Annotated in this window: 23 protein-coding genes; 11 read left to right on the top strand and 12 right to left on the bottom strand. The window is 62.8% G+C overall.

Annotated elements, in window-relative coordinates:
• Nucleotides 1–4: 4 nt before the first annotated feature.
• Genes ACN50D_RS04285 through ACN50D_RS04275 form a run of 3 tightly spaced genes read right to left on the bottom strand, consistent with a single transcriptional unit; the run spans nucleotide 5 to nucleotide 5,044 of the window.
• A complete protein-coding gene (locus tag ACN50D_RS04285) occupies nucleotides 5–2,548 on the bottom strand; it encodes a polynucleotide kinase-phosphatase (protein WP_211920214.1) in 2,544 nt (847 codons plus the stop codon).
• On the bottom strand, nucleotides 2,545–3,948 hold the full coding sequence (locus ACN50D_RS04280; RefSeq protein WP_372450100.1) for a 3' terminal RNA ribose 2'-O-methyltransferase Hen1: 1,404 nt from the start codon (nucleotides 3,946–3,948) through the stop codon (nucleotides 2,545–2,547). The genes ACN50D_RS04285 and ACN50D_RS04280 overlap by 4 nt, the downstream gene beginning before the upstream one ends.
• A 58-nt stretch (nucleotides 3,949–4,006) precedes the next feature.
• The gene (locus ACN50D_RS04275; protein WP_211920218.1) at nucleotides 4,007–5,044 is read right to left on the bottom strand and encodes an Rv2578c family radical SAM protein; all 1,038 of its coding nucleotides are present in this window, start codon (nucleotides 5,042–5,044) and stop codon (nucleotides 4,007–4,009) included.
• A gap of 97 nt (nucleotides 5,045–5,141) precedes the next feature.
• On the opposite strand from ACN50D_RS04275, the gene ACN50D_RS04270 reads away from it, so the two are divergent.
• The 4 genes from ACN50D_RS04270 to ACN50D_RS04255 are packed head-to-tail and all read left to right on the top strand — an operon-like array spanning nucleotide 5,142 to nucleotide 8,707.
• Complete coding sequence (locus tag ACN50D_RS04270; RefSeq protein WP_211920220.1) at nucleotides 5,142–5,507, top strand: RidA family protein; 366 nt, start codon at nucleotides 5,142–5,144, stop codon at nucleotides 5,505–5,507.
• Between the two features lie 53 nt (nucleotides 5,508–5,560).
• On the top strand, nucleotides 5,561–6,445 hold the full coding sequence (locus ACN50D_RS04265) for a DUF5995 family protein (protein WP_211920581.1): 885 nt from the start codon (nucleotides 5,561–5,563) through the stop codon (nucleotides 6,443–6,445).
• Between the two features lie 49 nt (nucleotides 6,446–6,494).
• Entirely contained in the window at nucleotides 6,495–7,928 is a 1,434-nt protein-coding gene (locus ACN50D_RS04260) for a putative nucleotidyltransferase substrate binding domain-containing protein (protein ID WP_249342662.1), read from the top strand.
• The gene (locus tag ACN50D_RS04255; protein ID WP_047888369.1) at nucleotides 7,925–8,707 is read left to right on the top strand and encodes a Fic/DOC family protein; all 783 of its coding nucleotides are present in this window, start codon (nucleotides 7,925–7,927) and stop codon (nucleotides 8,705–8,707) included. The genes ACN50D_RS04260 and ACN50D_RS04255 overlap by 4 nt, the downstream gene beginning before the upstream one ends.
• A gap of 115 nt (nucleotides 8,708–8,822) precedes the next feature.
• On the opposite strand, the gene ACN50D_RS04250 is transcribed toward ACN50D_RS04255, so the two are convergent.
• Genes ACN50D_RS04250 through ACN50D_RS04235 form a run of 4 tightly spaced genes read right to left on the bottom strand, consistent with a single transcriptional unit; the run spans nucleotide 8,823 to nucleotide 13,847 of the window.
• Nucleotides 8,823–10,805, bottom strand: coding sequence for a 5-oxoprolinase/urea amidolyase family protein (locus ACN50D_RS04250; RefSeq protein WP_211920222.1), 1,983 nt, complete (start codon nucleotides 10,803–10,805; stop codon nucleotides 8,823–8,825).
• A complete protein-coding gene (locus tag ACN50D_RS04245) occupies nucleotides 10,802–11,455 on the bottom strand; it encodes an urea amidolyase associated protein UAAP2 (RefSeq protein ID WP_211920224.1) in 654 nt (217 codons plus the stop codon). The genes ACN50D_RS04250 and ACN50D_RS04245 overlap by 4 nt, the downstream gene beginning before the upstream one ends.
• Complete coding sequence (locus ACN50D_RS04240; protein ID WP_064075360.1) at nucleotides 11,452–12,285, bottom strand: urea amidolyase associated protein UAAP1; 834 nt, start codon at nucleotides 12,283–12,285, stop codon at nucleotides 11,452–11,454. The genes ACN50D_RS04245 and ACN50D_RS04240 overlap by 4 nt, the downstream gene beginning before the upstream one ends.
• A gap of 2 nt (nucleotides 12,286–12,287) precedes the next feature.
• Complete coding sequence (locus ACN50D_RS04235; RefSeq protein WP_042951823.1) at nucleotides 12,288–13,847, bottom strand: amino acid permease; 1,560 nt, start codon at nucleotides 13,845–13,847, stop codon at nucleotides 12,288–12,290.
• Nucleotides 13,848–14,044: 197 nt separating this feature from the next.
• Between ACN50D_RS04235 and ACN50D_RS04230 the strand changes: the two genes are divergently transcribed.
• Nucleotides 14,045–14,776 carry a TetR/AcrR family transcriptional regulator gene (locus tag ACN50D_RS04230; protein WP_211920225.1) on the top strand — a complete coding sequence of 244 codons (732 nt, stop codon included), beginning with the start codon at nucleotides 14,045–14,047 and terminating at the stop codon, nucleotides 14,774–14,776.
• A 12-nt stretch (nucleotides 14,777–14,788) separates the two neighbouring features.
• Here the strand turns inward: ACN50D_RS04230 and ACN50D_RS04225 are convergent, their stop codons facing one another.
• Nucleotides 14,789–15,343, bottom strand: coding sequence for a transglycosylase family protein (locus ACN50D_RS04225; RefSeq protein WP_003944949.1), 555 nt, complete (start codon nucleotides 15,341–15,343; stop codon nucleotides 14,789–14,791).
• A 440-nt stretch (nucleotides 15,344–15,783) separates the two neighbouring features.
• On the opposite strand from ACN50D_RS04225, the gene ACN50D_RS04220 reads away from it, so the two are divergent.
• Nucleotides 15,784–16,431, top strand: coding sequence for a hypothetical protein (locus tag ACN50D_RS04220; protein ID WP_211920227.1), 648 nt, complete (start codon nucleotides 15,784–15,786; stop codon nucleotides 16,429–16,431).
• 17 nt (nucleotides 16,432–16,448) lie between these two features.
• Here ACN50D_RS04220 and ACN50D_RS04215 read toward each other — a convergent pair whose 3' ends face one another.
• From ACN50D_RS04215 to ACN50D_RS04205, 3 genes are read right to left on the bottom strand one after another with little or no spacing between them, the layout of a single operon-like run.
• A complete protein-coding gene (locus tag ACN50D_RS04215) occupies nucleotides 16,449–18,131 on the bottom strand; it encodes an ATP-binding cassette domain-containing protein (RefSeq protein ID WP_007728106.1) in 1,683 nt (560 codons plus the stop codon).
• A gap of 15 nt (nucleotides 18,132–18,146) precedes the next feature.
• Nucleotides 18,147–19,895, bottom strand: coding sequence for a 3-oxosteroid 1-dehydrogenase (kstD, locus tag ACN50D_RS04210; protein WP_211920229.1), 1,749 nt, complete (start codon nucleotides 19,893–19,895; stop codon nucleotides 18,147–18,149).
• Nucleotides 19,895–20,515: a TetR/AcrR family transcriptional regulator gene (locus ACN50D_RS04205; protein ID WP_249342663.1), complete on the bottom strand. Its 621-nt coding sequence runs from the start codon at nucleotides 20,513–20,515 to the stop codon at nucleotides 19,895–19,897. The genes kstD and ACN50D_RS04205 overlap by 1 nt, the downstream gene beginning before the upstream one ends.
• Nucleotides 20,516–20,981: 466 nt before the next feature.
• Between ACN50D_RS04205 and ACN50D_RS04200 the strand changes: the two genes are divergently transcribed.
• The 3 genes from ACN50D_RS04200 to ACN50D_RS04190 all read left to right on the top strand — a co-directional run bounded on the left by ACN50D_RS04200 (nucleotide 20,982) and on the right by ACN50D_RS04190 (nucleotide 23,884).
• Nucleotides 20,982–22,037, top strand: coding sequence for a serine/threonine protein phosphatase (locus ACN50D_RS04200; RefSeq protein WP_065455701.1), 1,056 nt, complete (start codon nucleotides 20,982–20,984; stop codon nucleotides 22,035–22,037).
• 81 nt (nucleotides 22,038–22,118) lie between these two features.
• A complete protein-coding gene (locus tag ACN50D_RS04195; RefSeq protein ID WP_419970225.1) occupies nucleotides 22,119–23,093 on the top strand; it encodes an ABC transporter ATP-binding protein in 975 nt (324 codons plus the stop codon).
• Entirely contained in the window at nucleotides 23,093–23,884 is a 792-nt protein-coding gene (locus ACN50D_RS04190) for an ABC transporter permease subunit (RefSeq protein ID WP_007732982.1), read from the top strand. Before ACN50D_RS04195 ends, ACN50D_RS04190 begins: the two co-directional genes overlap by 1 nt.
• A 204-nt stretch (nucleotides 23,885–24,088) precedes the next feature.
• Here ACN50D_RS04190 and otsB read toward each other — a convergent pair whose 3' ends face one another.
• Nucleotides 24,089–24,877 carry a trehalose-phosphatase gene (gene otsB, locus ACN50D_RS04185; protein WP_231917340.1) on the bottom strand — a complete coding sequence of 263 codons (789 nt, stop codon included), beginning with the start codon at nucleotides 24,875–24,877 and terminating at the stop codon, nucleotides 24,089–24,091.
• Nucleotides 24,878–25,050: 173 nt separating this feature from the next.
• On the opposite strand from otsB, the gene ACN50D_RS04180 reads away from it, so the two are divergent.
• The gene (locus ACN50D_RS04180) at nucleotides 25,051–25,380 is read left to right on the top strand and encodes a type VII secretion target (protein ID WP_037130770.1); all 330 of its coding nucleotides are present in this window, start codon (nucleotides 25,051–25,053) and stop codon (nucleotides 25,378–25,380) included.
• Complete coding sequence (locus ACN50D_RS04175) at nucleotides 25,377–26,612, top strand: hypothetical protein (protein WP_230691596.1); 1,236 nt, start codon at nucleotides 25,377–25,379, stop codon at nucleotides 26,610–26,612. Before ACN50D_RS04180 ends, ACN50D_RS04175 begins: the two co-directional genes overlap by 4 nt.
• Nucleotides 26,613–26,623 lie beyond the last annotated feature (11 nt).

Below are 26,623 nucleotides of genomic sequence, written 5' to 3'. Positions count from 1 at the left end.
GCCGTCACAACCGCGGGTCGACCGGCTCCGATTCGAGAGCCAACACCGCGAACACGGCCTGGTGCGCTCGCCACAAAGGTTCACGGTCGACGAGCCTGGATACCGCCTCCATGCCGAGCGCGTACTCGCGCAGCGCCATCGACTGCTTGTGTCCGAGGTTGCGGTTACGCAATCTCGCAAGCGTCGACGGTTCGAGGTAGTCGGCACCGTAGATCAATCGCAGGTACTCCCGGCCGCGGACCTTGATCCCCGGCTGAACCTTCGCGTTGTACCCCCGCGGTCCGTGAATCTGATTCGCCAGCGGTTTGACGACCATCCCCTCACCACCGTCGCCGGTGAGCGACTCCCACCACTTCGTCGCTTCGGACACCGAGTCCTCGGAACCGAGATCGACCACCAGGCGACGTGTAGTGGTAAATCGACTCGGGTCGGCCGCGGCCAGGCGATCCGAAATACCGAGGTGCCATTCGTGATCCCGTTCCCCGTACGACTGGCCCTCGGCCGCCAGAATCTGGAACGGCGCGATGGTGACGCCGTCCAGTCCGTTCGTCGGCCACACGTACCGTCGGTACGCCTCGCCGAAGCGCTCGATACTGGCGGCCCGAACAGTTGTCTGTTCGAACATCTCCGCCACGTCCAGGCCCCGCGACCCGGCCCGCGCCAGCACGGCCTCGCGAGCTGTGAGGTCTGATCGCCCGGCCGCCGCGACCGACGCGTACTGCGAGCGCAGCAGACCTTCCGCTTTGACGTTCCACGGCAACAGTTCGCAGTCGAGGAGCAGCCAGTCGGTGCCCAACTCTTCCCACAACCCAGCGGAGGTGACTGCGGCGGCGATGTCGTCGATCAACTGCTGAGTCAGGTCGTCGTCGAAGAACTGGCGGCCGGTGCGGGTGTGCACCATCCCGGTGAGCGCATCCGGAGCGTCGAAGCGGGACTGAGCAACCGATCGATCACGGCACACGAGCACCACTGCCCGCGAACCCATGTGCTTCTCTTCGCAGATCACTGTTCCGATTCCGCCGGCCCGGTATGCGTCGAACGCGGTCGACGGGTGTTCCAGATAGTCATCGGATTGGGCGCTCGCGCAGGGCGCCATGGTCGGCGGTAGGTACCGCAGCCATTGCGGCGCGACCGCGAATCGGCTCATCACTTCCAGGGCGCCGGCAGCGTTGTCGGTGCGAACGGACACTCGACCGCGCAGTTCGGTGTCGACGCCGGTCGTTTCGAGGACGTCGGCGAGATCGAGCACATCCGGATCACGAGTCGGCGGTGCCAGCGGTACCACCGGCTCGTACCAAACCTGCTCCGCCGGAACCGACACGATCTCTCGTTCCGGGTATCGAAGGGCGGTGAGGGATCCACCGAAGACGCACCCGGTGTCGAGGCACGCGGTGTTGTTGATCCATTCCACCTCGTGCACCGGCGTGTGACCGTAGAGGACCATCGCTGATCCTCGGTAGTCCTGCGCCCACGGGTATCGAACGGGTAAGCCGAATTCGTCCGTCTCACCGGTAGTTTCACCGTAGAGCGCAAAGCTCCGGACTCGACCGGATGCCCTGTTGTGGTAGTCCTCCTTGAGACCGGCGTGCGCGACAACGAGTTTGCCGTCGTCCAGGACGAGGTGCGCGACGAGGCCGTCACAGAAGTCGACGACGCTTTCGCGGAACTCCGCCGACTCGGTGGCCATCTGCTCGAGGGTCTCGGCGAGTCCGTGACTGGCCGTGACCTTCTTACCGCGCAAGGCCTTGACGAGTTTGTTCTCGTGGTTACCCGGAACCGCTATCGCATGTCCCGCCGCTACCATCCCCATGACCAGACGCAGCACACCGACCGAATCCGGTCCTCGATCCACGTAGTCACCGAGGAAGACGGCAGTTCGCCCTTCCGGCGGCACCGCATCGACAGCTCTGCCATCCGTCCCGTAGTCGACGGTGTAGCCGAGTTTCACGAGGAGCGTCTCGAGCTCGCTTCGACATCCGTGGATGTCACCGATGACGTCGAACGGACCACGCTCGACACGCAGATCGCTGCGGAGCGGGTGGCGCAAGAATGTGGCTTCGGAAACCGCGTCCTCACCTCTGAGTATGTGAACCGAACGGAAACCTTCCCTACCCAGCCCGCGAAGCGAGCGAGTCAACTGTTGGTGCTGGCGGCGAATGACGTCGCGTCCGAACGTCCGGTCAGAGCGTGCGTCGTTGCGCGCAGAACAGACCGATTCCGGAATATCGAGCACGACTGCCACCGGCAGTATGTCGTGCTCGCGAGCCAACGCAACGAGTCGCTTGCGCGCGGCGGGCTGGACGTTGGTCGCGTCGACCACCGTGAGGCGTCCGCGTCGCAAACGCTTGGCCGCGACGAACTCCAGCACTTCGAAAGCATCGGACGTCGACTCCTGTGAGTTCGGATCATCACTGACCCACCCTCTGAATGTGTCACTCGAGAGAGTTTCGAACTCACCGAAGTGACGCGCCGCGAAGGTCGACTTTCCCGAGCCACTGACGCCGATGAGTACTACCAGGGCGAGATCTGGAATCTCGTACACCGTCATGACGTTCGTGCCTCCTTCGTGAAGATTGCCATCTGTGTCGGCCCGCCAAGGACCGGATCAATTGCTCCGACAAATTCGAACTCCACGCAATAGCCGTGGACTCGGGCCGTTTCGGTTGCCCAGTCGCGGAATTGGGTTCGGGAGAACTCGAACCTGTGATCGGGGTGCCTGAACTCTCCCGCGGCCAATGCCGGATACAGCACGTTGTAGTCGGCATTCGGAGTAGTCAGCAGCACATACTGCGGTGCTGCGTCCACGAAGACCGATCTGACCAGCGCCGGCAGGCGCGCCGTGTCGACGTGCTCGACCACCTCCATCAGCACGGCTGCGTCGAAGCCTTTCAAGCGCGCGTCGCGGTACGTCGCGGACGACTGCATCAAAGACACACGTTCACGTTGGGCGTCGGACATTTCGGTGAACTTCAATCTGCGTTGCGCCCGTGTCAGTTCGCGCGCGCTCACATCGACGCCGACAAGTTTGTCGAATTGAGCGTGCGGCATCAGCACCTCGATCAGTTTGCCTTCGCCGCAACCGATGTCGACAATCGTTCTGACGTGCAGTCGCTGAAGCGTCGCCAAAACTGCGTCGACGCGAAGCCGTGCCAGCGGCGGATCCGGTCGCGGTAGTTCGATCTGCGCCTCTGCTTGGTCGGGAATCAGTCGATCGACCACCGATTCGACCAGGTCGCGTCGACGCGCCAGGTAGCGGGACATGATCAGCGCGGAATCCGGATGCGACGCCAACCACTCTCCAGCGACGCGGATCAACTTGTCTGCCTCGTCGGGTCCCACCCAGTAGTGCTTCACGTCGTCGAGGACCGGCAACAGCACGTAGAGGTGCCGAAGGGCACTCTGCACCGTGTGTTCCCCGGTGAGCGTCAACGACACGAAGTCGGAGTTTCCCCACGTCGGCAGGTGCGGATCAAGCTGCACCGGTATCGCGGTCACATCCCAGCCCAGCGGCTCGAACAACCGACGAGGCAATTCCGCATCGCCGCCACACGGAACCACCGGAATCGAGACGGTCAACGCGAGTTCGGTTCCGACGAGTTCCGGGTGCGACTTGCACCTTCCCGTCAACGCGGTGCGAAACAGCTTCGACAGAGCAACCGAGAGTATGGACGACGCCGCATACGGCCGATCGTTGACATACTCACCCAGCGAAAAGTTGTCGCCACTCTTGCCGCGTCGATACCTACTCTGCACAAGTTCGATGGGGTCGACGTCCACAATCACTGCCACCGTGGTCTTTTCGGCTGAGGCCTCAGGGTACAGAACCGTGGCGGCGCCGATCGCCAAGTCGAAGCTTTGCACGCGGTCGGGATGTTTGTGCAGCAGGTAGCTCAACGCGGTCGCATCAGGAGTCTGCGGGGTCGGGGTGGACGTCAGTGTGAGTAGCACCAGGCGAATGTAGCCCGGCAAACGTCCGGGGCGCCTCCGATTTACGCGCCCGCGGCCGTCAGAACAAAGTGAGAGCTGCTCCCGCACCCACCAGTTCCCGGGGCGCCTCACGCGGCTCACTGCCAGCTGCGCTGACGTCTCGATGCTCCGAACGACCACCCAACCCATGGCGCTCGACCAATGGCTCGACACGGCTTGCGAGCCAACGCTTGTATTCGGGAGTGACATACGCGCCCCGCCCGTACAGCTCGCGGTAGCGACGGATGAGCGCCGGATGTTCCTGAGCAAGCCAATTCATGAACCAACCCCGAGTACTCCCCCGCAGGTGCATCGGGAAGACCGTCACACTCGTCGCACCGGCTTCGGACAGTGCCTCGAACAGCCCGTCGAGATGACTGGTGGAGTCGGTGAGGAACGGAATGACCGGCGCCACCATGACATTGCACGAGAATCCCCCATCGGTGATGGCGCGGATCATCTCGAGACGCGCCCGCGGCGACGGGGTACCAGGCTCGATCTGCTTCTGAAGTGCAGCGTCGTTGATCGCCAACGACACTCCGATTCCGACGTCGACCTGCGCTGCCGCCATTTTCAACAGCGGCAGGTCCCGTCGGAGCAGAGTTCCCTTCGTCAGGATCGAGAAGGGAGTTCCGGATTCGGTCAACGCGCGAATAATGCCGGGCATCAAGCGGTATCGGCCCTCGGCTCGCTGATAGGGATCGGTGTTGGTACCCAGTGCCACCGCCTCCCGTTTCCAGGACTTTCGCGCCAACTCTTTGCGGAGCACCGCGGCAATGTTCGTCTTCACGACCACTTGGGAATCGAAATCCGCGCCGGCGTCGAGGTCGAGATACTCGTGACTCGGTCTCGCGAAACAATATCGGCATGCGTGCGAGCAACCACGAAAAGCGTTGACGGTGAAGCTGAACGGCAACGTCGACTCTTCGGGCATCTTGTTGAGCGCGCTCTTGCAGAGCACCTCGTGAAACGTGATTCCCTCGAACTCGGGAGTCTGCACGGAGCGAACCAACCCGGCCCGTTCGAGTCCGGGTAGCGCTCCGTCATCTGCATCCAATGCCTGACCCGACCACCTCATGCCCCAAGTCGAACACTTGTTCTAAGGTATGTCAAGATGGAGCGAATACCTGACCGTGCCTCACCACGGCCGGGAAGTTGTTGGCAGAATTCGGTGCATGTCGAACAGAATCAATATTTCGTCCGGTTCCGAATGGGAACCCAAGATCGGTTACTCCCGTGCCGTGCGCATCGGTAACCAGATCGCAGTCTCCGGCACCACCGCTCCTGGTGAGACCCTCACAGATCAGACCCGCGCAGCGCTCGAAACTATCAAGGCAGCACTTGCCGAGGCCGGCGCCTCGATCGACGACGTCATCCGCACTCGCATGTACCTGCGCGACATGACGCAGTGGGAGCAGGCCGCTCTCGCGCACGGTGAAGTGTTCGGCGAGATTCGTCCCGCCACGACGATCCTCGAGGTCAGCTCGCTGATCGACCCCGCTCTGCTCATCGAGATCGAGGCCGACGCGGTTCTCAGCTGATCGCCAATCCGGACATTTGTGAAATGGGCGCCTAGTCTGAGCCGATGAAACCGATGCGGCTGTATCCGTTGACGCTCACGCTCGGCATCACCGCCGCTTTCCTCTCGCCCGGTTCTGCACTCGCAGAACCGGGCGAGAGTCTTTCGACGGCTTGCGGCAGCCAGTTGAGCAATGCCGAGGTGGGCCGGATTGCCGAACTCAGCGACGTCACGACCCTGAACGGTGCCGGACTGCCTCGGCTCGAGACCGCTGTCGAACGTCATCGTGAGATCACGTCGATCCTCGTCTCACACCACGATTGGCGAGGCTTGTTCTCCATCGGCCTCGACGCTGTCGAACACGAGGCGGTGATGCCGCTGCAGCGAGACCCTGCGGCCTTCGCCGATGACGAGTGGGCCCATTCCGTCAGCTTCGAATTGCTGCGCAGGTACCTGGTGAACGTCCATGCAGAGTTCACCGGTACTCCCACCGATCCGGCGTGGAGCAACTACTTCGCCCTGACACGTCAGTGCGACGCCAGTCCAGCACGGGTCGCCATGGCCGGCTACAACGCGCATCTCACCGTCGACCTCGCTCACGCCGTCGCCACGTCCGGAACCACTGCGGAGGATGTCCCCGATTTTTACAAGATCGTCGATTCCATTGCCGTCAAGGGTGGTTCGATCGTGACGCTCACCAAGGCCGAGTACGACGCCGATCTCGGGCCCCTCTGGCGCTTCTACTTCGTCGGCGAAGGACTCGACCGATTGGCCGGAAACTCGCAGCCCTCGGAACTGTTGCTCCGCGCCGCCGACAGCGGATACAACACCATCACGCTGGCCAACGGGTTCGCCCTCCAGAATCCGCAGACACGTCCCGGCGCAGAACAGGAGATCGACGCGCTCTGGCGTACTACAGATTCCGCTCTCGACGTACTCTCGCGACTCGGTGGTCTCTGACATCTCACCCTCCGCTGCCTGAACCGGACACACCTGAGACAATGACCCCATGACGGGGCACTCGACGGGGCAAGGCATGCAGAGTCCCGCCATGCGCCGGGTACGAGACCTGTTGCGCGGACCCGCAATTGTCTGCAGCGAACAGGCCACCATCCGCGAGGCCGCGAAGTTGATGACCGACGCGGGCCGCCGCGCTGTCGTGATCCCGACGGCTACAACCGGTTTCGGAATCTTCACCGAAGGTGACCTACGTGCTCGTGTGGTAGTCGGTGGTATCGACAGCAATCAGCCGGTATCAACGGTGATGACGCCGTCAGCAGTGACAGTCGATCCGGATCGATTGGGCGCCGACGCCGTGACCGACATGCTCGAGTACGGATTGCGCCATCTCCCGGTCGTGACCGAGGCAGGCGCACTGATGGGCGTGCTCGAACTCAGCGACCTCCTGACTTCGGCCACCAATCAGGGTTTCGAACTGCGCGCAGCGCTCGCCACAGCACAGGATGACGCCCACCTCGTCGAAACAGCCCGCGCGGTCCCTGTTCTGGTGACGGAATTGGTGGCGTCACGGGTCTCACCGCTCGACATCGGTGCGACGCTGGCGGTGCTGATCGACGTGACGGTCAGGCGCGCCATCGAATTGGTGGTGGGCGGAGACGAGCGACCGGATTTCGCGTGGCTGTCGCTCGGCAGCGTCGCCAGACGTGAAGCGCTCCCCTCTTCGGATATCGACAGTGCGCTGGTGTGGGGCGGCGAATCTCATCACGAGGGAGCCGACGCCGCGAAGACGATCCACGACATCCTCGATCTCTGCGGGTTCCCTCGCGACACCAAGAACGCCGTCGCGACCCAGGCCAGGTTCGCTCGGACGCTCCCACAATGGCGCACTGCGCTGCGGAAATGGGTATCCAATCCGTACCAGGACCAGGCCCTGGTCATGTTGTCGATGCTGGCGGATGCCCGCGTCGTCGCGGGCGATCCGGCGTTGGATCCTCGCCCTGCGGCGTTGGATCAACTGCGACTGCACCCGGCCGTCATGCGACTGCTCCTTCGCGAAGCCGTCGGAGACAAGGCAAAGCTCCATTCGTTCAAGGACGTGATGACGCGTCGGACCGGAACCGTCGACCTCAAAGCCAGCGCCGTCCAACCGATCGTGAACATCGCTCGTTGGGCGGGGATTTCCGTGGGCGCCCGCACGAGTTCGACACTCGAACGCCTCAAGGCTGCAGCGGGAAGCGGTTTCCTACTCGACGACGACGCCCAGGTACTGATCGAATCTTTCGAGGTGTTGCAGCAGATTCGTGTCCGCCACCAGACCGATCAGTTCGCGGCAGGTCGGCCACCGACCGACGAAGTCGTGATCTCCGAACTCACTCCGCTCTCGCGGAGCTTGCTGAGCAATGCAGTGCGCGAGGTCGCAGGTGTGCAACGACGACTCGAATATGCCGCGTCCGCGTCGGCGCTACCCGACATCGACCCGTGAATCGCACTGCGCTCGAACAGGTTCTAGCGGCGGAGCGCCTCGAAGGCTGGGATCCGAGTAATGAGCAGATCGCGGAACTCGAGGCCGTCATGATCGGGATGCTCTCTCGGCGTGAGTATTTCGAGCAGGAATTGGCGCGAGCAGTCGGCCTCTCGTCTGCAATTCCCCCACGAATCCGCTGGCGAAGATCAGCGCCGTACGTCTATCGCGGTACATCGGTTCTCGAGAACAATTTCGACGTACGAGATCCCGCCGCACTGCAATCACTCGAGTTCGCGGCGACCGCGCTTCGTCTGGGTGAGGCGCATCTCGGCAGCGACCTCGTACCGCACACGCGAGACACAGCCGAACTTCTCCTACTTCACCAGCACGTTTTCCAAGATCTGTACCAGTGGGCCGGACACATCAGAACCGTCGACATCAGGAAAGGTGCGGCAACGTTTGCTCCGGTCTCGGCGATTCGGAACTACCTGTCCGAGGTCGAAGAGATCATCGCCGCCGTCGATTGGGTAGCACTCGATCACGGCGCTGCGTCGTTCGCGCTCGCATCGGTGTACTCGACGCTCAATCATGCCCACCCGTTTCGGGAAGGAAACGGGCGAACCGGAACCCTCTTCCTGCACCGACTCGCCGCGGACACCCGGTATCAGCTCGACTTGTCGCGGGTGAGCAGAACCGAGTGGGTATCCGCGTCGAGGGATTCTGCGCCTTTCCGGCCCACCGGAACCCCGTCGCCTCGCCCGTTCATCGATCTGTTCAATCGCGCGCTGACTCGCTGACGCAAACATCTGCTGCCCGTTCCAGGCGGACTGAACACCGTTACTGCTGAGTGAGCACCGCTTCCGACACTCTGGAAGCGGTGCTCACTCGAGGAAAAGGGTGCTCACTCGACCATCAACCGGGCAGCGCGAACTCCCCTGCGTCGGACCAGCGCTGACGCTCGGCCCCGAACGCGACGGACTGCATCGCACGGAACTCCTCGATCGAGCGCGAGTTCGACGCGAGGAACTCCTGATGCTCGGCCAGCGAGAAGCTGCCGTCCTCGATCTCGACGCCCCCGCCGCGGCCGGCGGCGGTGTCCGCGCGCAGATCCATCAACTCTTCCGGCTCGACGGGGTACCAGGAGATCCGGTCGAAGAATCGCAGCAACCACGGAGTGCCCTCCTCGAACGGCCCGGACTTCGCGGGGTGGCGGTGATTCCACACCTGCGTCGTACGTCCGACGAACTGGTACCCGCCCGGGCCTTCCATGCCGTAGATGCAGAGGTACGCCCCACCGATCCCGACGGCGTTTTCCGGGGTCCAGGTGCGGGCGGGGTTGTACTTGGTCGTGACAAGGCGATGACGTGGGTCGAGCGGCGTCGCGACCGGCGCTCCGAGGTAGACGTCACCGAGTCCGAGCACCATGTATTCGGCGCCGAAGACGGTGTCGAACACGTCGTTCACGGATTCGAGACCGTTCATCCGGCGGATGAACTCGATGTTCCACGGGCACCAGGGCGCGTCGGCGCGAACCCCGTGCATGTACCGCTGGATCGCTTCGCGCGTAGCCGGGTCGTCCCACGACAGTGGCATCCGCACAGTGCGACTGGGCACAACGAGTTCGTTGGCCGCCGGCAAGGTGTCCTCCGCCTCGGCGAGCATTCCCATCAGTTTGCCGACGGGCAGCACGTCCGGGTCGACGCGGACCTGCAGGCTGCGGATTCCCGGGGTGAGATCGAGTAGTCCGGCCGGCTTCTCGGCGTCGAGTCGCTGATGCAGTGCATGAGCACGCGCACGTAACGCCAGGTCGAGATTCATGTCGCCGTATTCGACCAACACGTTGTCATCGCCTGAGCGCCGGTACGTGACCGTGGTGTCGCCGTCACGACGGGCTATGACGCCGTCGTCGCCGTCACCACCGGAGGAATGAACAACCGAATTGGAGGCTCGACGCGATACTCCGAGGTCACGCCGGGAGGCTGCCCGTTCGGCGCGGACCGGCACGAAGCGAATCTTGTTCCCTGGAGCCAACTGTCCGAGCTTCCAGCGATCAGCGGACACCACTGTGATCGGGCAGACGAAGCCGCCGAGGCTCGGTCCGTCTGGTCCGAGGAGGATGGGCGTGTCGCCGGTGAAGTCGAGTGCACCGATCGAATACGCGTTGTCGTGGATGTTCGAAGGGTGAAGTCCGGCTTCGCCGCCGGTGGTTCTGGCCCAGTCTGGTTTCGGACCTATCAACCGGACACCGGTGCGGTCGGAGTTGAAGTGGACCTCGTACTCGGTCGCGTACAGCATGTCGATGTCGGAGCGGGTGAAGAACTCCGGCGCCCCGTGCGGGCCCTCGGTCACCGCAAGTTCCCAGCACGTGTGTATCGCCGGAACATGCTCGGCGGGAACAGCTCCCGCGACCCCGGTCGCCTGTCCGAGTTTGAGAACGTCTCCTGCCCGCAGAGTCCTACCTTCGTGTCCCCCGAACCTGCCCAGGGTGAAGGTCGACGCACTGCCGAGATAGTCGTCGGTCTCGATTCCGCCCTGTACGAGTACGTAGATGCGCAGTCCCGGGCCGCTGACCGTTCCGACGTCGAGCACCGATCCAGCGGGGACGAGAACGGGACGCCACTGACCGTGTACGACGCCGTCGACGGTCACCGACACCGGGGCACCTGTGATGCAGACCGTGGTGTCTTCGTCGAACGTCATGGCAGGTCCGGCCATCGCGCATTCGATGCCGGGGGCGCCTTCGGGGTTTCCGAGTGCGGTGTTTCCCAACCGAAACGACAGGTCGTCCATCGGGCCCGATGGTGGGACTCCGATCTGCCAGTATCCGACGCGTCCTGGATAGTCCTGAACCGTCGTCAGCATTCCGGGACGCACGATGGTCAGTTTTGCGTTCATTCGTCTGCTCCCGGCCGTGTGACGATCATGCGGACGGGCGTGGGATCGAAGCCGTTGCACGGGTTGTTGATCTGCGGGCAGTTGGACACGAGGACGAGCACGTCACGTTCGGCACGCAACGCGAGCCGCTTGCCTGGTGCCGACAGTCCGTCGACGATTCCGAGTGTGCCGTCGGGGTCGACCGGGACGTTCATGAAGAAGTTGATGTTGGACACCAGGTCCCGCTTACCGAGCCCCCATTTTGCGCCCTCGACGAGGAAGTTCTCGACGCACGCGTGCTGATGCTTGGTGTGGTGGCCGTATCGCAGGGTGTTCGATTCCTGTGAGCACGCGCCGCCGACGGTGTCGTGGTTTCCGACCTCGTCTGCGACCAGGGTCATGAGTGGAGTTCCGTCGTCACTGCGGAGCACGGAGCCTGTGGACAGAAACAGGTTCTTCTGGGCTGTGACCGTCGCTGCTGCCGAGTACCGAACGCTGTGATCATCACCGGCGTAGACGAGGGTGTCGACGGCTTGATTTCCGTGTAGATCGACGATGGTCAGAACGTCACCGGCACGGACAACTGCGGACCACGGCCCGAATGCGTCAGCAATCTCGTCGAGGATCACCGTTCCGGGAACGAGGGCGGGGACATCCAAGGTGGTGGTCATGCGATCTCCTCCAGGTTCGAAGCCGTCCAGGCATCTTCGGTATTGAGCACTGCGCGTTGGTATTCCGGCCCGAGATCGTCAAGGCCGCCGAGTTCGTCGGCCGCGTTCCACGCGAGCACTTCGAGGGACGTGGTGGGAAACTGCGGCGCCGGATCGAGTGGGTGCGCGGTGTTGGCGATCATCACGATGACGGGCAGGTGGATCAGAAGGTCGACTGTTGCGCCCGAGCCGGCGGACCCCGTACTGGTGAGAGCGCCGTCCGCCTCGACGCGGACACCATGGAAGAAGGACAACGGCGGCGCGATGTCCTGCGGCCCGAGCCCGTTTTTCGCGGCAGCGACGGTGAACAGTTCACGACCGGCGGGTGAGGCACTGTGCAGCGAACCCTGCCCGTACTTCGCCTCGTTGGTGGCGCGTGACGTCGTTCCGCAGAACGCGTCGTGGTGACCCGACGTGTCTGCGACCACGGTCGCAAGTACTCGCCCCTGATCGGAGAGCAACGGGTGCCCGACGCCGAGATAGGCCTGCCATGGCACCTTGACGGTATCGGCGACGTTGAGACGCTCCCAGGGGGCGTCGGCGCGATAGAGCAAGATGTTTGCGCAGGCGCTGCCAGCGATGTCGCGAAGTCGCAATCGGGTTCCACGTGCGAGAACCTTGGTCGTGTACCGCCCACCCGGCACGGTCTCAGCCCAGGTCAGACGTTCGGGAGCGACGTCTTCGGGTGGGTTCGGCCAACGCGTTGCCGGCAATACGGGCATGGAATCGGTGATCGTTCCAGCTTGAGACCGGGCATGCTCGCGCGCTCCGGCGGTGGTCTGAGTACTCATGGTCAGGCTCCGATCGTGACGGGATTCGGGGTGGCGCGGCCACGTGGGAAGCAAGCGACTCCCAGCCCCACGACCAGCGCTACCGTGATGGGCGCGGCCCACTGCAGAATGGGGTACTCCCCGGTGGGGTTGAAGATCTCGGCTCGTGGCCAGGACAGGTTGATCACCATCAGCGCGCCGTACACAACCGCGGCGATGTTGACCGGAACTCCCCAGATGCCCAGGGAGAAAAGCTTTTTGCCTTCGGCGTCGAACTTGGGGCCGACTGCCGTGCGAGGCCATCCCTTGAGACGCTGAACCAGCAGCGGCACCGTCACCATGAGGTAGGCCAAGTAGATCAAGATGATGCATACGCTGGACAGGGTTGCAAAAATTGCCGAGTTGCCTACGTTGACGGCCAGGACGGCAATGCAGACCAGACCGATGAGGACGGACGGCGCGATAGGTGTTCCGGTGCGGGGGTTGACCTTTGCCAGTACCTGCGAGGCAGGAAGCCGCCCGTCGCGGGCCATGGAGAACATCAGCCGTGAAGCAGCAGTCTGAATGGCCAAGGTGCACACGAACACTGCGATCGAGACGTCGATCAACAAAACCGTGCCCCACGGCGAACTCAGAATGGAGGTCAGTACGTACGGCAAACCTTCCGTGGCCAGGCGTCCGTCGGTCAGTGAGGGCGCTGCCATCAACGCGCCGAGGATCATCAAGCCGCCGCCGAGCGCGGAAGCGGAGAGTGCAAGGCGGATCGTACGAGGTGCGACGCGTCGGGGGTTGCGGGTCTCCTCGGCCAGTTCGCCTGCCGAACCGAAGCCGACCATGACGTAGGCAGCCATCAGTCCGGACATGATCCACGCCCAGGCATATCCGGGCTGACCGCCGGCACTGCCGGTGTCGAAGACGACGTCCGGTCCGCGCTGAGCGTGGGTGAAGAACATCCCGATCACCGCGATGACACCGACGATTTCGCAGGTCACGCCGATGTTGTTGATACGCGACATCCAATTGACGCCGATGCAGTTGATGAAGGTGGTCAGAACCAGAAGTACCGAACCGAGCAGTACGGCATTGGCAGCACCGCTCGAGGAGGTGAGTGCACTGTCCTCGCCGATGATCTGGAACCCGCTCCACACATTGGGGAGCACGACCTGCAAGGCGATCGCGGCGGCGGACGCGGTGACAATCTGAGCGAGAATCATGAACCAACCGGCGAACCAGCCGACGATTTCACCACCCATCCGCCGCGACCACTGGTAGATGGCGCCCGAAATCGGATATCTGGCAGCAAGTTCCGCGAAGTTGAGAGCAACCATGAACTGACCGATGAAGACGACGGGCCAGGTCCAGAAGAACGCCGGACCCGCGAAACCGAAACCGAGGCCGAACAATTGGAAGATCGTGGTCAGGATGGAAACGAAGGAGAAGCCCGCGGCGAACGACGCGAACTTTCCCAGCGATCGATGCAGCTGCTGCTCGTAGCCGAACTCCGCGAGGTCACCGTCGTCGTGAGGCGAAGAGGCGAGTGCGGATGCGGTGGTGGGCTGCGCAGCCGGGGTGGTTGCACTCAACGGCGTACTCCTTCGGCGAAGCGATTCAGAGGCGAATAACTGTCGACTGATAGTTTTCGCGAAATCCACTCGCCGCAGGTGACGCCCGCGTATACGATTCGCCTGATTCTGTAACAGGCTCGTTGAGTACGTTTCGGGCACGTGACCGAATGCTCACAGCGACGGCCACCCCGCATGTAAGGCCAGAGCCTGCCACTATGGAAGGCGTGACCAACGCCGGCCCCGGACGACCCCGCCTGACCGCTCGCCGACGCCCGGGTGGGACTGCCCGGGCGGAGATCTTGGATGCAGCCGCTGAACTGTTCACCACCCGAGGCTTCGCCGCGACGTCGACACGCCACATCGCCGAAGCAGTCGGAATGCGTCAGGCGTCGCTGTACAACCATTTCGCCACCAAGGACGACATCCTGGTTGCACTGCTCGCCGACACCGTGACTCCGGCGCTGGACTTCGCGGAGAATCTCAGGCCACTCGGCACCTCACCCGAGGTGAAGCTGTACGCGCTTTCGTACATCGACGCGGCCCAACTGATCACCGGACGGTGGAACCTCGGCGTCCTCTATCTCTTACCGGAACTGAGAAGCGACAGGTTCATGTCGTTCCGAGCCGATCGCGATCGGCTTCGCGAGCAATACCGGGCCCTCGCCCAGGCAGTGCTCGACGCGATTGACGATCCAGCATCAACTCACCTGGCCGAGCTTCCGTTTCGCCTGGTAGAAAGCGTGATCAGCGCGCGAGCCGACGCGCTCGAAGGCACCCCGATTCCCGACGCCGCTGTCATCGCCGGGTCGGCGCTGCACATTCTTGGGTGGCGCCAGGATCTTGACCCCATCCATACGGAAGCGGCAACGCTCATTGCGAACGCAGAAACGCCGAAATTGTCCGGGGCTGCATCAGCTCCGGACAATTTCGACGCAATGACGACCTAAACGGCCACGAGACTAGACCGAGAGGGACTGTCCCGGGAAGATCAGGTTGATGTTCGGAACCTGGCTGGCGAGGTTCTCGAGCGAGATGCCGTGTGCAGCAGCGATCTTCGACAGGGTGTCGCCTGCCTTGACCACGTAGTTACCGCTTCCGGTGCTTGCTGCCGGAGCCGACTCGACGGAAGCCTCAGCGGTGACGGGGGCTGCTGCGGCCTCGTAGTTGCCTGCGGTGGTGCCGGTGGTCAGGTACTGACCGCAGACGGGCCATGCGCCGACGCCCTGGCCTGCGAGAACGTTTTCGGCGACACGGATCTGCTCAGCCTGGCTGGCGTTGGCAGCGTTGCCCGATCCACCGAATGCGTTCCAGGTGCTCTGCGTGAACTGCAGACCGCCGTAGAAGCCGTTTCCGGTGTTGGCCGCCCAGTTACCGGAGGACTCGCAATTTGCGACTCCGGACCAGTCGTGGCCGGCTGCCGAAGCGGTGCCGGTGCTCATGGCGAGCGGGATTGCGACGACTGCGCCTGCGGTTGCAACTGCGCCGAGGGCGCGCTTGAAGGTGATGCTGGTCATTGGGTAAATCCTCTCCGCTACCGCGGACGAGGTCGGCCCGGACGCTTTCACGTCTCGTCGATCGACTCGTCTGTTTCACTCCTGCCCCGCGAAGGTTTCGGGAGTACCGGACCCGCGGGGCAGAAGCACGCAGTTGCGGGTCGGCGTTTGCCCGGTGGTTTCGGGCTGTCAACGACCGTAGGCGATGGTCACGGATTGGTCACGGGGCGGTTTTCCGGCACTGCCGTACCAGATCCAGTCGAGATTCAAAAGATAACCACAGGTCAACTAGTTGATTCGAGCTTCAACCATACCGATCGTTATCCGTCCGTTATGTGGTAACCGTCACTGCAATTTTGTGACCCACCGCACCGAAACAGACCGTGTCGGAACGCAAAACAGCCACATTCAAATGTTAAGAGAGTCCTGGCAACGAGCAAAAACCAACCGCCCCAATCATTATGGAGAATGGACTGGTGATCATCGCAGTAGAAGGACCCAGCGCCGCCGGCAAGACCACCTGGTGCCGAACCCAACTCGGTGGCGAATCCGCGGCGGAGAGATTCGTCGCCGAGTATCAGCCCACCGGGTTCGAGCCGCACGGTACGGATCTCGACCTTCAGGCAAGTTACTGGACAACGGTCAATTCGAAGCGATGGTCGCAAGCGGAAGATCTCGAAGCGAGAACCGGTATCGCGCTCTGCGACAGCGACCCGCTGAAACTGCACTACAGCTGGTGTCTCGCTGCGGTGGGCGCAGCACCTCGGGAGCGATTCGAGTACGAGCTCGCGGCAGTCGAGACAGCTTTCGAGCACCTCGAACTGGGTTTCGCGGATCTGACCGTCATCTCGATACCGTCACCGGAGCAGCTTCTACTTCAGCGCGAAGGCGACCCCAGCCGCCGCCGACGGCATTTCGAGCTTCACGCGGCGCTCGCCGAGCCCCTCACCCACTGGTACTCGGCGGTGAACAGGGTAGATCCAGGTCGCGTTGTGTGGCGCTTTCCGACACAGCTCGATCTTTCGCGCTGTCCCCCGCCTCGATCGGATCGCAGCGATCCGGGCCTCCTTCGCGCGATGATCAACGAGCTGCCGCCTCTCCCCAGGTAGGGAGTGGCTGCTCGATCTCAGCGCGCTCGTTCGACCCTGGCCTCGTCCCACACCGGCGACTCGCTCTCGTACACGTTCCCATCCGATCCGAAGACGAGGAACCTGTCGAACCCGCGCGCGAACCAGCGATCGTGCGTGACCGAGATGACCGTGCCGGCAAACTGAGCAATGCCTTGCTCGAGCGCGTCAGCCGAATGAAGGTCGAGGTTGTCGGTCGGTTCGTCGAGCAACAACATCGTGGCGCCGGAGAGCTCGAGGAGCAGGATCTGCAATCGTGCCTGCTGACCGCCGGACAGGTCGTCGTACTTCTGTTCCGCAGCCTGGGACAATCCGTAACGGTCCAGCGCGCGGCTCGCCGCTTCGCGTCCCATTCCGCTGCGGTGTTCGTCGCCCATGTGCAGGATCTCGAGCAGCGTGTTTCCGGTCAGATCGGGTCTGGAGTGTGTCTGCGCAAACAATCCGGGACGTACCCGAGCACCCAGCGTCGCAGTACCCCCGTGCTCGACCGGCGCGATGTCGAGCGCCTCGACAGGCAGATGCTCGCTCCCCGGATCGGTCCCCCCACCCGCCAAGAGCCGAAGGAAATGCGACTTTCCGGATCCATTGGAGCCCAGCACGGCAACCCGATCTCCGTACCAGATCTCGGTGTCGAAAGGCTTCATCAATCCGGTCAGCTCGAGATCTTGACATACCAACGCGCGCTTGGCGGTTCGCCCGCCCGCCAGCCGAACCGTCACCTTCTGCTGAAGTGGAATCGCTTCGGGTGGCCCTGCCTCCTCGAACTTCGCCAACCTGGTTTGCGAGGCGTGATAACGCGCAGCGACGCCGTCGTTGAACTTGGCCTTTTCACGCAATCGCAGAACCAGGGCACGCAGTTTCGCGTGCTCCTCGTCCCAGCGTCGGCGCAGTTCTTCGAATCGAGCGTTGCGATCCTCGCGGGCTTGGTGGTAGCTGGCCAGCCCAGCACCGTGGGTCCACGACGTTGCGCCGCTGATTCCGGGCTCGAGCGTCACGATGTGGGTGGCCGCGTTGGCGATCAGTTCGCGGTCGTGGCTGACGAACAAAACCACTTTCGACGATTCCGAGATCGTCTTTTCCAGCCATCGCTTGCCCGGAACATCGAGGTAGTTGTCCGGCTCGTCCAGCAGGAGTGCGTCGTCGGGCCCAGCGAACAGTGCTTCGAGAACCAACCGTTTCTGCTCGCCACCACTGAGGGAGTTGGCCGCGCGCCACTTCGCACGGTCATAGGGAACACCGAGAGCCGCGGTAGTGACCTTGTCCCAGAAGTCTTCGGTCTCGTAGCCGCCCACGTCGGCCCAATCGGCCAGCGCATGCGAATACTTCATTTGAGTTGATTCCTCGTCGCGCTCGATCATCGCGTTTTCTGCCGTATCGAGCGCCAGTGCTGCGTCCCGGATCCGTGCCGGCGAGACGGACAACAGAAGATCGCGCACGGTGGACTCGTCGCGAACCTGGCCGACGAATTGCCGCATCACGCCCAGTGTTCCGGATCGAGTGACAGCGCCCTCGTCGGCGACGACGTCTCCGGCGATAATGCGGAGCAACGTCGTCTTACCAGTCCCGTTGGGGCCTATCAGTGCAGTTTTTGCACCGTTGCCGACCCGAAAGCTGACACCGCTGAGCAGTTGCCGACCATCAGGGAGAAAGTAGTCGACGTCGGCGATGTTGAGGTGGGTCACGCTGTCAAGAGAACCCTACCCACGGCGATCTGCCAAACCATTATTCCTGCCTTCGGTCTCGAGCTCACTACCGTCGTGGGATCGTCCGACCGCATCGAGCGCCGCCAGATATCCGAAAACCATTGCGGGACCGATAGTTGCACCTGGACCGGCATAGGTATGACCCATCACCGGTGAGCTGGTGTTACCTGCTGCATAGAGCCCGTCGATGACCGAACCGTCGGCGCGCAACGCTCGCGCGCGAGCGTCCGTGTTGATGCCGCCTTTGGTCCCCAGGTCTCCAGGCACCATCTTCGCGGCATAGAACGGACCCTTCGTGAGTTCTCCGAGGCTGGGGTTGGGCTTGTTGGTGCAGTCGCCGTAGTAGTGGTCGTATCTGCTTGTCCCACGGCCGAAGTCGCGATCGACTCCGTCGCGCGCGTGACTGTTGAATCGTGTGATGGTCGCGGACAGCGCATCGCCCGGCACTCCGATCTCGGCAGCGAGTTCGGCAATCGATCCAGCTCGCACGATCGCACCCGATTCGATCCACGACCGAGGTATCGGCCTGCGCGCCGGAACCCCCGCGAACAGGTAACGGTCACGGTACGTCTGATCGAAGATCAGCCAAGCCGGGATGTTCTCAGCGGGTCCTTCACCTCGGCCGTACTTTCCGCCGAACATGGCGTGTGCCGCTTCGACATAGGGAAGTGACTCGTTCATGAAGCGCTGACCGCTGGCGTTGACCATGAGGCTGCGAGGCAACGAGCGTTCCGCCAAGGCGAACCACGGGCCTTTGGGCAGTGGAATCGACGGGGCCCACCACGCGTCGTCCATGTACGAAATCGCGGCGTCGACGCGTAGAGCTGCACGGATACCGTCCCCGGTATTGGTCGGTGCCCCGAGAGTCCACTGCGCGCTACTCGGCCGGCGCTGGTACTCGCCTCGCATGTCGTCGTTGTTGTCGAACCCGCCACACGCGAGGATGACACCGCGTCGAGCGTGCATGGTGGTCTGCACTCCCCCGGACTCGAGTCGCACACCCACGACACGATCACTGTCGGTCACCAAATCCACAAGCCTCGTCCCGAGCTCCACCGTCACTCCGGCGTCCCGAACTCCGAGCATCAGTTCGGCCATGAGCGCCGGCCCGAGCCCGATCAGCTTCTTCCTCCGAGCTCTTGCGGCCAGGGATCTCATTCCTACCCGAAGCATCCGCACCGGACCCCGCCAATGCCGGATCCCCGTGCTCAGCCAACGGTAATCAGATTGTTGGACAACCATGTTGAGCGGAACCTTCATGTACGGCGGATGAAGTGTCGCAAGATCGTCGCCCAGAGCTCGCGCGTCGAACGGGCGCGGCTCGCACGAGCGGCCGCTTGCACGTCCGCCAGGTGCCTCGGGAAAGTAGTCGGAGTACCCCTTCACCCATTCGAGCTCCAACGCAGAGTGACGAATCAGGAAATCGAGGGCTTCCGGACCCCGATCGATATACGTGTCGATTCGGTCGGCGTCTGCATCCTCTCCGACAATGCTCTTCAGATATGTTCGCGCAGAGTCGATATCATCTATCGGTGCCTCGCGGCGAAGTATCGAGTTTCCCGGAATCCACACGCCGCCCCCGGACCGGGACGACGAACCGCCCCAGTATTCGGACTTCTCCACGAGTATCGTCGAGAGTCCGTTGCGGGCTGCGGTGATGGCTGCAGACATGCCGGCAGCCCCCGATCCGACAACAACGACATCCACTACGGGCGGCACGGCGCCCTGAGGGTTCTCGTCCATCACTGGTCACGACCTTTCGTGTCATCTTCGTCCTGCGTGTGCCACCGGGATCCTCGAACAGCGTCGAGCGCCCCCTCGACGCACACGGGAAGTGATGCCCCGCGCTTGTGAGGGTTACGTATCCATTGCCGATAACCGAACTCCGCCGCCGCCAACATCAAATGAACGAGAAGTCCTGGGCGGCTGTCGTTTTCCGGATCGAGTTGCATACGTTGCGCCACCAACTCGACCAACCGATCACGATGCTCGGGCGCGATCAGAGCGACACGATCCATCAGGTGCGGCGCGGTACGGAACGCCGATCGCCACTGATCGATCTCCGCGGACTCGAAAGCATTGGAACGCTCGAGGATTGCCCGTGATATCGCAAGATCAGCCGACTCGGGCGGTGGGCGATCCTCGAGCAACGTCACGATTCCGGCACCGCCCTGCCTGACCGGATCCAACAGCAGATCCTCCTTGTTACGAACGTGCCGAAAGTACGTACTCGCCGACACCCCCGCTGCCGCCGCAATCTGCTCGGTGGTCACGTCCTCGAAACCGTCACGCGCGAACAGATCGAATGCCGCACGTTGAATGTCTGCTCGCACCTGCAACCGCTGTCTCTCCCGTAGTGACATCAGCAACGTCCTCCCGCCTCGGCCGAGATCCGGCCGTTCTCGATAATGCGAGTCTCACCTATTGTGACAGTCACTGTCAATATCCAATTCTCTGTCAGATATCAGCAGACCCGGGCATTTCGTTGACAGGGCATTCGATGCCACGACAAGCTTCGAAGATGAAACGATGGGGACCGAATCGAGACGTTTCTCCAAGAATTTGTCGATGCGGGGCTTCAAGGCGCGGTCACCGAAGCGTATTTCGGTGGTCCACTCTGGCGCATGACCCTGCTCGCCCGTTTCGACGACCGAGCCCTCGGCCCCGACGGCGCCGTCATCTATCGAAATCGAACAGTGCTTCTCGTTCGGACCAAGTGGGAAAGATCATCGAGCAAGAGGACTACTACGAGGACACCGCCAGAATCGGTGACTTCGACAGGCGGCTCCGCGAAATCGAAGCCGGACGAGCCTGTGGCACAGTCGTGGAATGACAGACGTCAGGATTGACCGCCACCGAATGCTGTCGGCGTTCCTGTCTTCCCAGAACGATGTCGAACTGGCCCGACTGGTCGACACCGTTCAAATCTCGAGTGTCGGTGTAGGTGGCGCCGCAGGAGTGATCAGGGTCTATGACAACAGGCTCAACGGCGTTCCGGTATTCACCAAACGCATCCCACTGAGCGTGCGGGAAATCGCCGAGGTGGGCTCTACTTCCAACCATTTCGATCTGCCGACGTTCTGCCAGTACGGCATTGGTGGCCCAAGCTTCAACGCCTGGCGAGAACTGGCCGCGAACATCGTGGTCACCGATGCCGTTCTGGCCGGCGAAACACAGTCGTTCCCAATGCTTTACCACTGGCGGATACTTCCCGGACGTTCGCCCGTTGCGGCCGAACACGCCGACATCGATTCCGTTCACACCGCCGGCGCCAGCCGTGAAGTGCGGACCCGTCTCGAAGCGCTTGCCGCTGCGCCGTGCAGCCTCGTACTGTTCTGCGAGTACATCGAACACCCGATCTCGAATTGGCTGGAAGACAACCCGTCCGCCAAAGCTGCCGAAGTCGAGCGACAGTTTTCGGAGATCGTGGCATTCTTGCGCGATCGACAGTTGCTGCACATGGACGGACATTTCGGCAACATGCGCACCGACATGGAGCGGATCTATCTCACCGACTTCGGACTGGCCACATCCCCACACTTCGACCTGTCGACTGCCGAGCACGACTTCGTCCGGCGCCACGCCACTCATGACGCCGACTACGCCGCCATGCTTCTGGTCAACTGGCTGGTGACCGAGGTCTGCGGGGTACCGAGGCCGACGAGCGGCGGACCAGTCGCCCGCAACCAGTACGTACGACGATGCGCCACAGGTCATATTCCAGGTGATGTGACACCAGAGGTGGCCGCGATCGTGACACGGCACGCGCCCGTCGCTGCGAGGATGAACGACTTCTACTGGCGATTGTTCGACGGCGACTTCGATGCGCCCTACCCGCATGCCGCGCCAGTTCCGACTTCCGGTCGAGCACAGGGTTTTCCCTGAACTGCCGTATTCACATCTCAGGGTTCATGTCATCCTCGGGACCGATGTGCTGGTCAGTGCCGGTAGCGCACAGTTCTCCTCATGATTGAACTGAGGGGATTGACCAAGGTTTACGGACCGACGAAAGCGGTGGACGACTTGTCGTTCACGGTCAAGCCGGGCATCGTGACGGGCTTCCTGGGCCCGAACGGTGCAGGCAAGTCGACGACGATGCGGATGATCCTGGGTCTGGATCAGCCGACGTCGGGTGCGGCGTTGATCGAGGGCAAGCCGTACCGGGAGCTCAAGACGCCGTTGCGGACGGTGGGTGCGTTGCTGGATGCGAAGTGGGTGCACCCCAATCGCAGTGCGCGGGCGCATCTGCAGTGGATGGCTGCTTCGAACGGGATCCCGAAGTCCCGCGTCGACGAGGTGCTCGGGTTGGTCGGATTGTCCGAGGTGGCGGGCAAGAAGGCCGGCGGGTTCTCGCTCGGTATGTCGCAGCGTCTGGGGTTGGCGGGTGCGTTGTTGGGGGATCCGAAGGTGTTGTTGTTCGACGAGCCGGTCAACGGTCTCGATCCGGAGGGCATCGTCTGGATTCGTAAGTTCATGCAGCGGTTGGCGGCCGAGGGCCGCACGGTGCTGGTGTCGAGTCACCTCCTGTCGGAGATGGCGCTCACGGCGGAGCAGTTGGTGGTGATCGGTCGGGGTCGGTTGATTTCGGATTCGACGGTCGCGGAGTTCGTGGATCGTTCGTCGGAGTCGACGGTGCGCGTGCGCAGCCCACAGCTCGATGCGTTGCGCAGTGTGTTGCTCTCGCAGGGGCTGACGGTGCGTGAAGACGGTTCCGGCGTTGCCCCGGCATTGGTGGTCGTGGATTCGACCACCGATGTGATCGGTGGTTTAGCTGGTTCGCAGGGAATCGTGTTGTACGAGTTGGCTTCTCAGCAGGGGTCGCTCGAGGATGCGTTCATGAAGTTGACCGGGGACGATGTCCAGTACCACGCATCCGGTATCGATCCGGGCGCCGGAGCCCACCACGCAAACACACAGCACGCTATGGGAGGTGCACTGTAATGGCTGTTCTCAGTGCTGAACGTATCAAGATCACCACGACCAAGTCGCCGCTGTGGTGCACGATCACAATCATCGTCCTAGGGTTGGGCGTCGCCTGGATGATCGGGCGTTCGTCGAGTTCGAGCATTCAGGCGTACAACGACGAAGCCGCATCAGGAACTCCTGATTTCGAGAAATTCCTCCCCACGTTCAACGACGCGGGGCTAGGAGTATCCGGATTCGGCGTCATGGTCCTGATGATCATGGCGGCGCTCGCGATCACCAGCGAGTACCGCTTCGGCATCATCCGTACCACCTTCCAGGCCATCCCGAGTCGGGCTTCGGTTCTGATCGCCAAAGCCTGCCTGATCGGGGCTTTCGGCGCGGTGCTGTCCTTCGTTCTCATGCTCGGCGCGGTATTCATCACCAAAGCTGCGGCAGGCTCTGAAGGTTCCACCAATCTGGCACTGGACAACGCCGACGCCTGGCGCGCCGTTTACGGCGTACCGATCTTCGCGTTCCTCTGCGTTGCCCTTGCCATCGCCGTCGGAGCACTCCTTCGTCAGTCCGCCGGCGCCATTGCACTACTGCTGCTGTGGCCACTGCTCATCGAGAGCCTGTTCGGCATGTTCGGATCCTTCGGCAGAAACGTCACACCGTTCCTCCCGTTCGCCAACGCCGACCACTTCCTCTCTTCGGGTTCGAGCACCAATTTCCATTGGGGCCCTTGGGGAAGCTTGTTCTACTTCGCAGCGTTTGTGCTGGTGATATTCGGAATCAGCATCGCCGTCGTCAACAAGCGCGACGCCTGACCGAGTCGCAAACCGACCAAGACCAAAACTGGCCGCACCGGAGCCCTTCCGGTGCGGCCAGTTTCGCGTTGACAGAACCCGCAGCGCTTGTCGATCACGCCAAGGAACAGGACAGGGCACGCGCGGGTTCGCGTCACTCTGCCCCGCGGACGCGGCACCTCGAAATAAGACCTGGTCGAGTTCCTGGCAGACTGACCTTACGCGTCAGCGTTCCAGTTGCGCGGCAAGCTCTTTCATCCAATCGAGGAATGCCTGCGGGCCGTCGAACTGGACGCCGTCGACAGCAGCCACTTCCGGTGCGATGTCGTCGCCCTTGACCACCAACGCTTCTCCACCCGAGGCAAGGACAACGGCAAAGGCCGGTAGGTCACCCCGGTCGTCGCCCGCGTACGCGACGACGTCGACCCCTGCGGCCGCGATCGCGCGAAGGAGGCCTGTCCCCTTGTCCTCCTCAACGGGTGGACGCAATTCCTCGACCAACTTGCCGGGCTCACGCCGCAACCCGGTCCGGCTCGCGATTTCTGTCGTCGCTGCTTCCACCAGGCGCTGCGCGACCGCACGATCCGCGGCCCGACGCCAATGCACGGCCACCGCAAGGCCTTTGCTCTCGACATGGATGCCAGGAACTGCCGGAGAGTCGAACAAGCGTCGCAATTCGGCTTCTGCTTCGGCGACAGCATCACTGAACGCCGCGACGGCCGGAAGCACGTGGATTCCGTCGTCCGTCCAGGTCTCGACGCCGTAGGAACCCATGAGCACAACGGAATTCAAGCTGAGCCGCTCTCGCAAGAACGACACAGGCCGTCCCGAGAGCAAGCCGACAACACCGAGATGCTCGGCCAGGGTCGCAAGCACGTCTTCGGCGCCGGGCAGTAGCGCACTCGCCGACGGATCGTCGACGATGGGTGCAAGCACGCCGTCGAAATCCATCACCAGTCCACAGCGAGCTGGATCGGACGTGAGTCGGAGGATGACGTCCGAAGCGGTTCGCATGGTTCGAGTGTGCCAAATCGATCGCACTCGCAATACCAACACCGGAGCCGAATGTAATCTCTGCCACTTCGTCCAGGTTGTCCGGAACCGCTGAGTAGGTCGCGTCGTCTCCCTGTAAGGGCCCACAGTGGTCCGCTAAAGTTCTCACGACGCTTACCAACTGGGGGGTAATGATGAGCGAATTGACTGTCGCCACTGACGGCATCCGAAAGTACGGCTCGACGTCGACCGAAGCGGCAGGACGCATCGCGCAGGCCGCCGCCGTCGATCTGGGTGCAAACATCGCAGCAGTCGCACCGGCCGTGGGCCCCGTCGGGATCGAATTTCTCGAAGCATTCGCGCGCGCTCAGGCCACTCACACCAAAGATGTTGCAGCACTCGCCACGTTCTACGCCGGCAACGCCGCGACGGCCGGTGCAGCCGCGCAGGCCTACGACACCACAGATCATGCAATCGCAACAGATCTGACCGCTGCGGCCGGATCGACGGGCGCGACCGCGTGAGCACCGAAGACGACTCGACGACCGTCATCGAATTCCTTCACGGTGGCGCTCCTGCCCCGGTACTGCCGAACAATGTGGTCGAATCGATGCTCGCCGGCATACCGGTACCGGCACTCCCCGGAATCGAAGATCTGTTCGCGCCCTTGATCGAACTCGGGAAGAGTCTCGGCACAGGCACTTTTGCGGGCATCGATCCCGTCGGCATCTTCGATCAGGCGTCCACTCTCATCGACCACGCCATGGGACTGTCCCGAAGCGCGGTCGCCGACGTGGGCCAGACCTGGAACAGCACCGGCAGTGACGCCGCGACCGAACTGTCGCGATCCGCCCAGAACAGCGGCGCAGAATTGAGCGAACGCGGAACCGCGATATCGAAAACTGCTGCCGCCGCCGCGGAATCGGTGCAGCGAGGCAACGCGAATCTCGCGGCAATCGCGCAGTCCTTCGCCACCACGGTTGCAGCTGCCGCGCCCATCGCGTGGACACCACCAGGACAGGCGATGTTGCTTGCCTCGGCAGCTGAACACATGCAGGCAGCCGTCGCGGCGGTGACTCGGACGCGTGGGGAGATGCTCGGGCACACCGCAGCCATGAACGCCCTTGCCGGACCGATCCCCGTGCCGACCCCACCGACCAGTGAGGCACTCTCCAACCTGGTCACTGCGGAGGCAATCAACAACGCCGCCCGTCAGATCGCCCAACCTCTTTCTGCCTCAACCGATGCCGGTGATGCGCCGTACTCCACCCACCCGGACTCCACTCAGCCAGGCACAGAGGCTGTTCGAACTTCGGCTGCACGGGCCGGCGCCGGGCTTCCGACCGGCGTCGACAAGCTGTGGGGCGCAGGCAATCCGTCGACGTCACTCGCAGCCGGCGCGTCGCCGTCACCCAGTGCGACGGCAAGCTCTGGCGGAGCATGGGTGAGCGGAAGCGGTGGCACTACCGGCGGAATGGTGAGGGGTGCAGCGGGAGTTGCTGCAGTTCAACCGGTTCCGGTAACAACGCCCGGCCTGGGTGCACCATCGTCGGCAGTCGGCAGTAGCGGCATGTCGCCGGGCGGCATGCTGGGCGGTGGACCCCGCGGATCTCGGGACGACGAGTCGTCACGCACTACCCCGAGGTATCTCGTCACTGCCGGCGACGAGAATTCGATGGTCGACGATCTGCCGATGGTGTCGCCGCCCGTGCTCGGGGCTGACGATCCCGATCAGTACCTGTTCCGAGATCTCTGATCAAGACAAAC

This window comes from Rhodococcus sp. SB1D (assembly GCF_048573875.1).
Lineage (GTDB): Bacteria > Actinomycetota > Actinomycetes > Mycobacteriales > Mycobacteriaceae > Rhodococcus_F > Rhodococcus_F qingshengii.
Note: the sequence above shows the minus strand (reverse complement) of the source record. Positions and strands in the feature narration are given on the sequence as shown.

What these genes read in the sequence shown, in the direction of transcription:
- ACN50D_RS04285 (WP_211920214.1), bottom strand. Translation starts at nt 2,548, where the DNA reads ATGACGGTGTACGAGATTCCAGATCTCGCCCTGGTAGTACTCATCGGC.
- ACN50D_RS04275 (WP_211920218.1), bottom strand. Translation starts at nt 5,044, where the DNA reads ATGAGGTGGTCGGGTCAGGCATTGGATGCAGATGACGGAGCGCTACCC.
- ACN50D_RS04270 (WP_211920220.1), top strand. Translation starts at nt 5,142, where the DNA reads ATGTCGAACAGAATCAATATTTCGTCCGGTTCCGAATGGGAACCCAAG.
- ACN50D_RS04265 (WP_211920581.1), top strand. Translation starts at nt 5,561, where the DNA reads ATGCGGCTGTATCCGTTGACGCTCACGCTCGGCATCACCGCCGCTTTC.
- ACN50D_RS04260 (WP_249342662.1), top strand. Translation starts at nt 6,495, where the DNA reads ATGACGGGGCACTCGACGGGGCAAGGCATGCAGAGTCCCGCCATGCGC.
- ACN50D_RS04250 (WP_211920222.1), bottom strand. Translation starts at nt 10,805, where the DNA reads ATGAACGCAAAACTGACCATCGTGCGTCCCGGAATGCTGACGACGGTT.
- ACN50D_RS04245 (WP_211920224.1), bottom strand. Translation starts at nt 11,455, where the DNA reads ATGACCACCACCTTGGATGTCCCCGCCCTCGTTCCCGGAACGGTGATC.
- ACN50D_RS04240 (WP_064075360.1), bottom strand. Translation starts at nt 12,285, where the DNA reads ATGAGTACTCAGACCACCGCCGGAGCGCGCGAGCATGCCCGGTCTCAA.
- ACN50D_RS04230 (WP_211920225.1), top strand. Translation starts at nt 14,045, where the DNA reads ATGGAAGGCGTGACCAACGCCGGCCCCGGACGACCCCGCCTGACCGCT.
- ACN50D_RS04225 (WP_003944949.1), bottom strand. Translation starts at nt 15,343, where the DNA reads ATGACCAGCATCACCTTCAAGCGCGCCCTCGGCGCAGTTGCAACCGCA.
- ACN50D_RS04220 (WP_211920227.1), top strand. Translation starts at nt 15,784, where the DNA reads ATGGAGAATGGACTGGTGATCATCGCAGTAGAAGGACCCAGCGCCGCC.
- kstD (WP_211920229.1), bottom strand. Translation starts at nt 19,895, where the DNA reads ATGGACGAGAACCCTCAGGGCGCCGTGCCGCCCGTAGTGGATGTCGTT.
- ACN50D_RS04205 (WP_249342663.1), bottom strand. Translation starts at nt 20,515, where the DNA reads ATGTCACTACGGGAGAGACAGCGGTTGCAGGTGCGAGCAGACATTCAA.
- ACN50D_RS04200 (WP_065455701.1), top strand. Translation starts at nt 20,982, where the DNA reads ATGACAGACGTCAGGATTGACCGCCACCGAATGCTGTCGGCGTTCCTG.
- ACN50D_RS04195 (WP_419970225.1), top strand. Translation starts at nt 22,119, where the DNA reads ATGATTGAACTGAGGGGATTGACCAAGGTTTACGGACCGACGAAAGCG.
- ACN50D_RS04190 (WP_007732982.1), top strand. Translation starts at nt 23,093, where the DNA reads ATGGCTGTTCTCAGTGCTGAACGTATCAAGATCACCACGACCAAGTCG.
- otsB (WP_231917340.1), bottom strand. Translation starts at nt 24,877, where the DNA reads ATGCGAACCGCTTCGGACGTCATCCTCCGACTCACGTCCGATCCAGCT.
- ACN50D_RS04180 (WP_037130770.1), top strand. Translation starts at nt 25,051, where the DNA reads ATGAGCGAATTGACTGTCGCCACTGACGGCATCCGAAAGTACGGCTCG.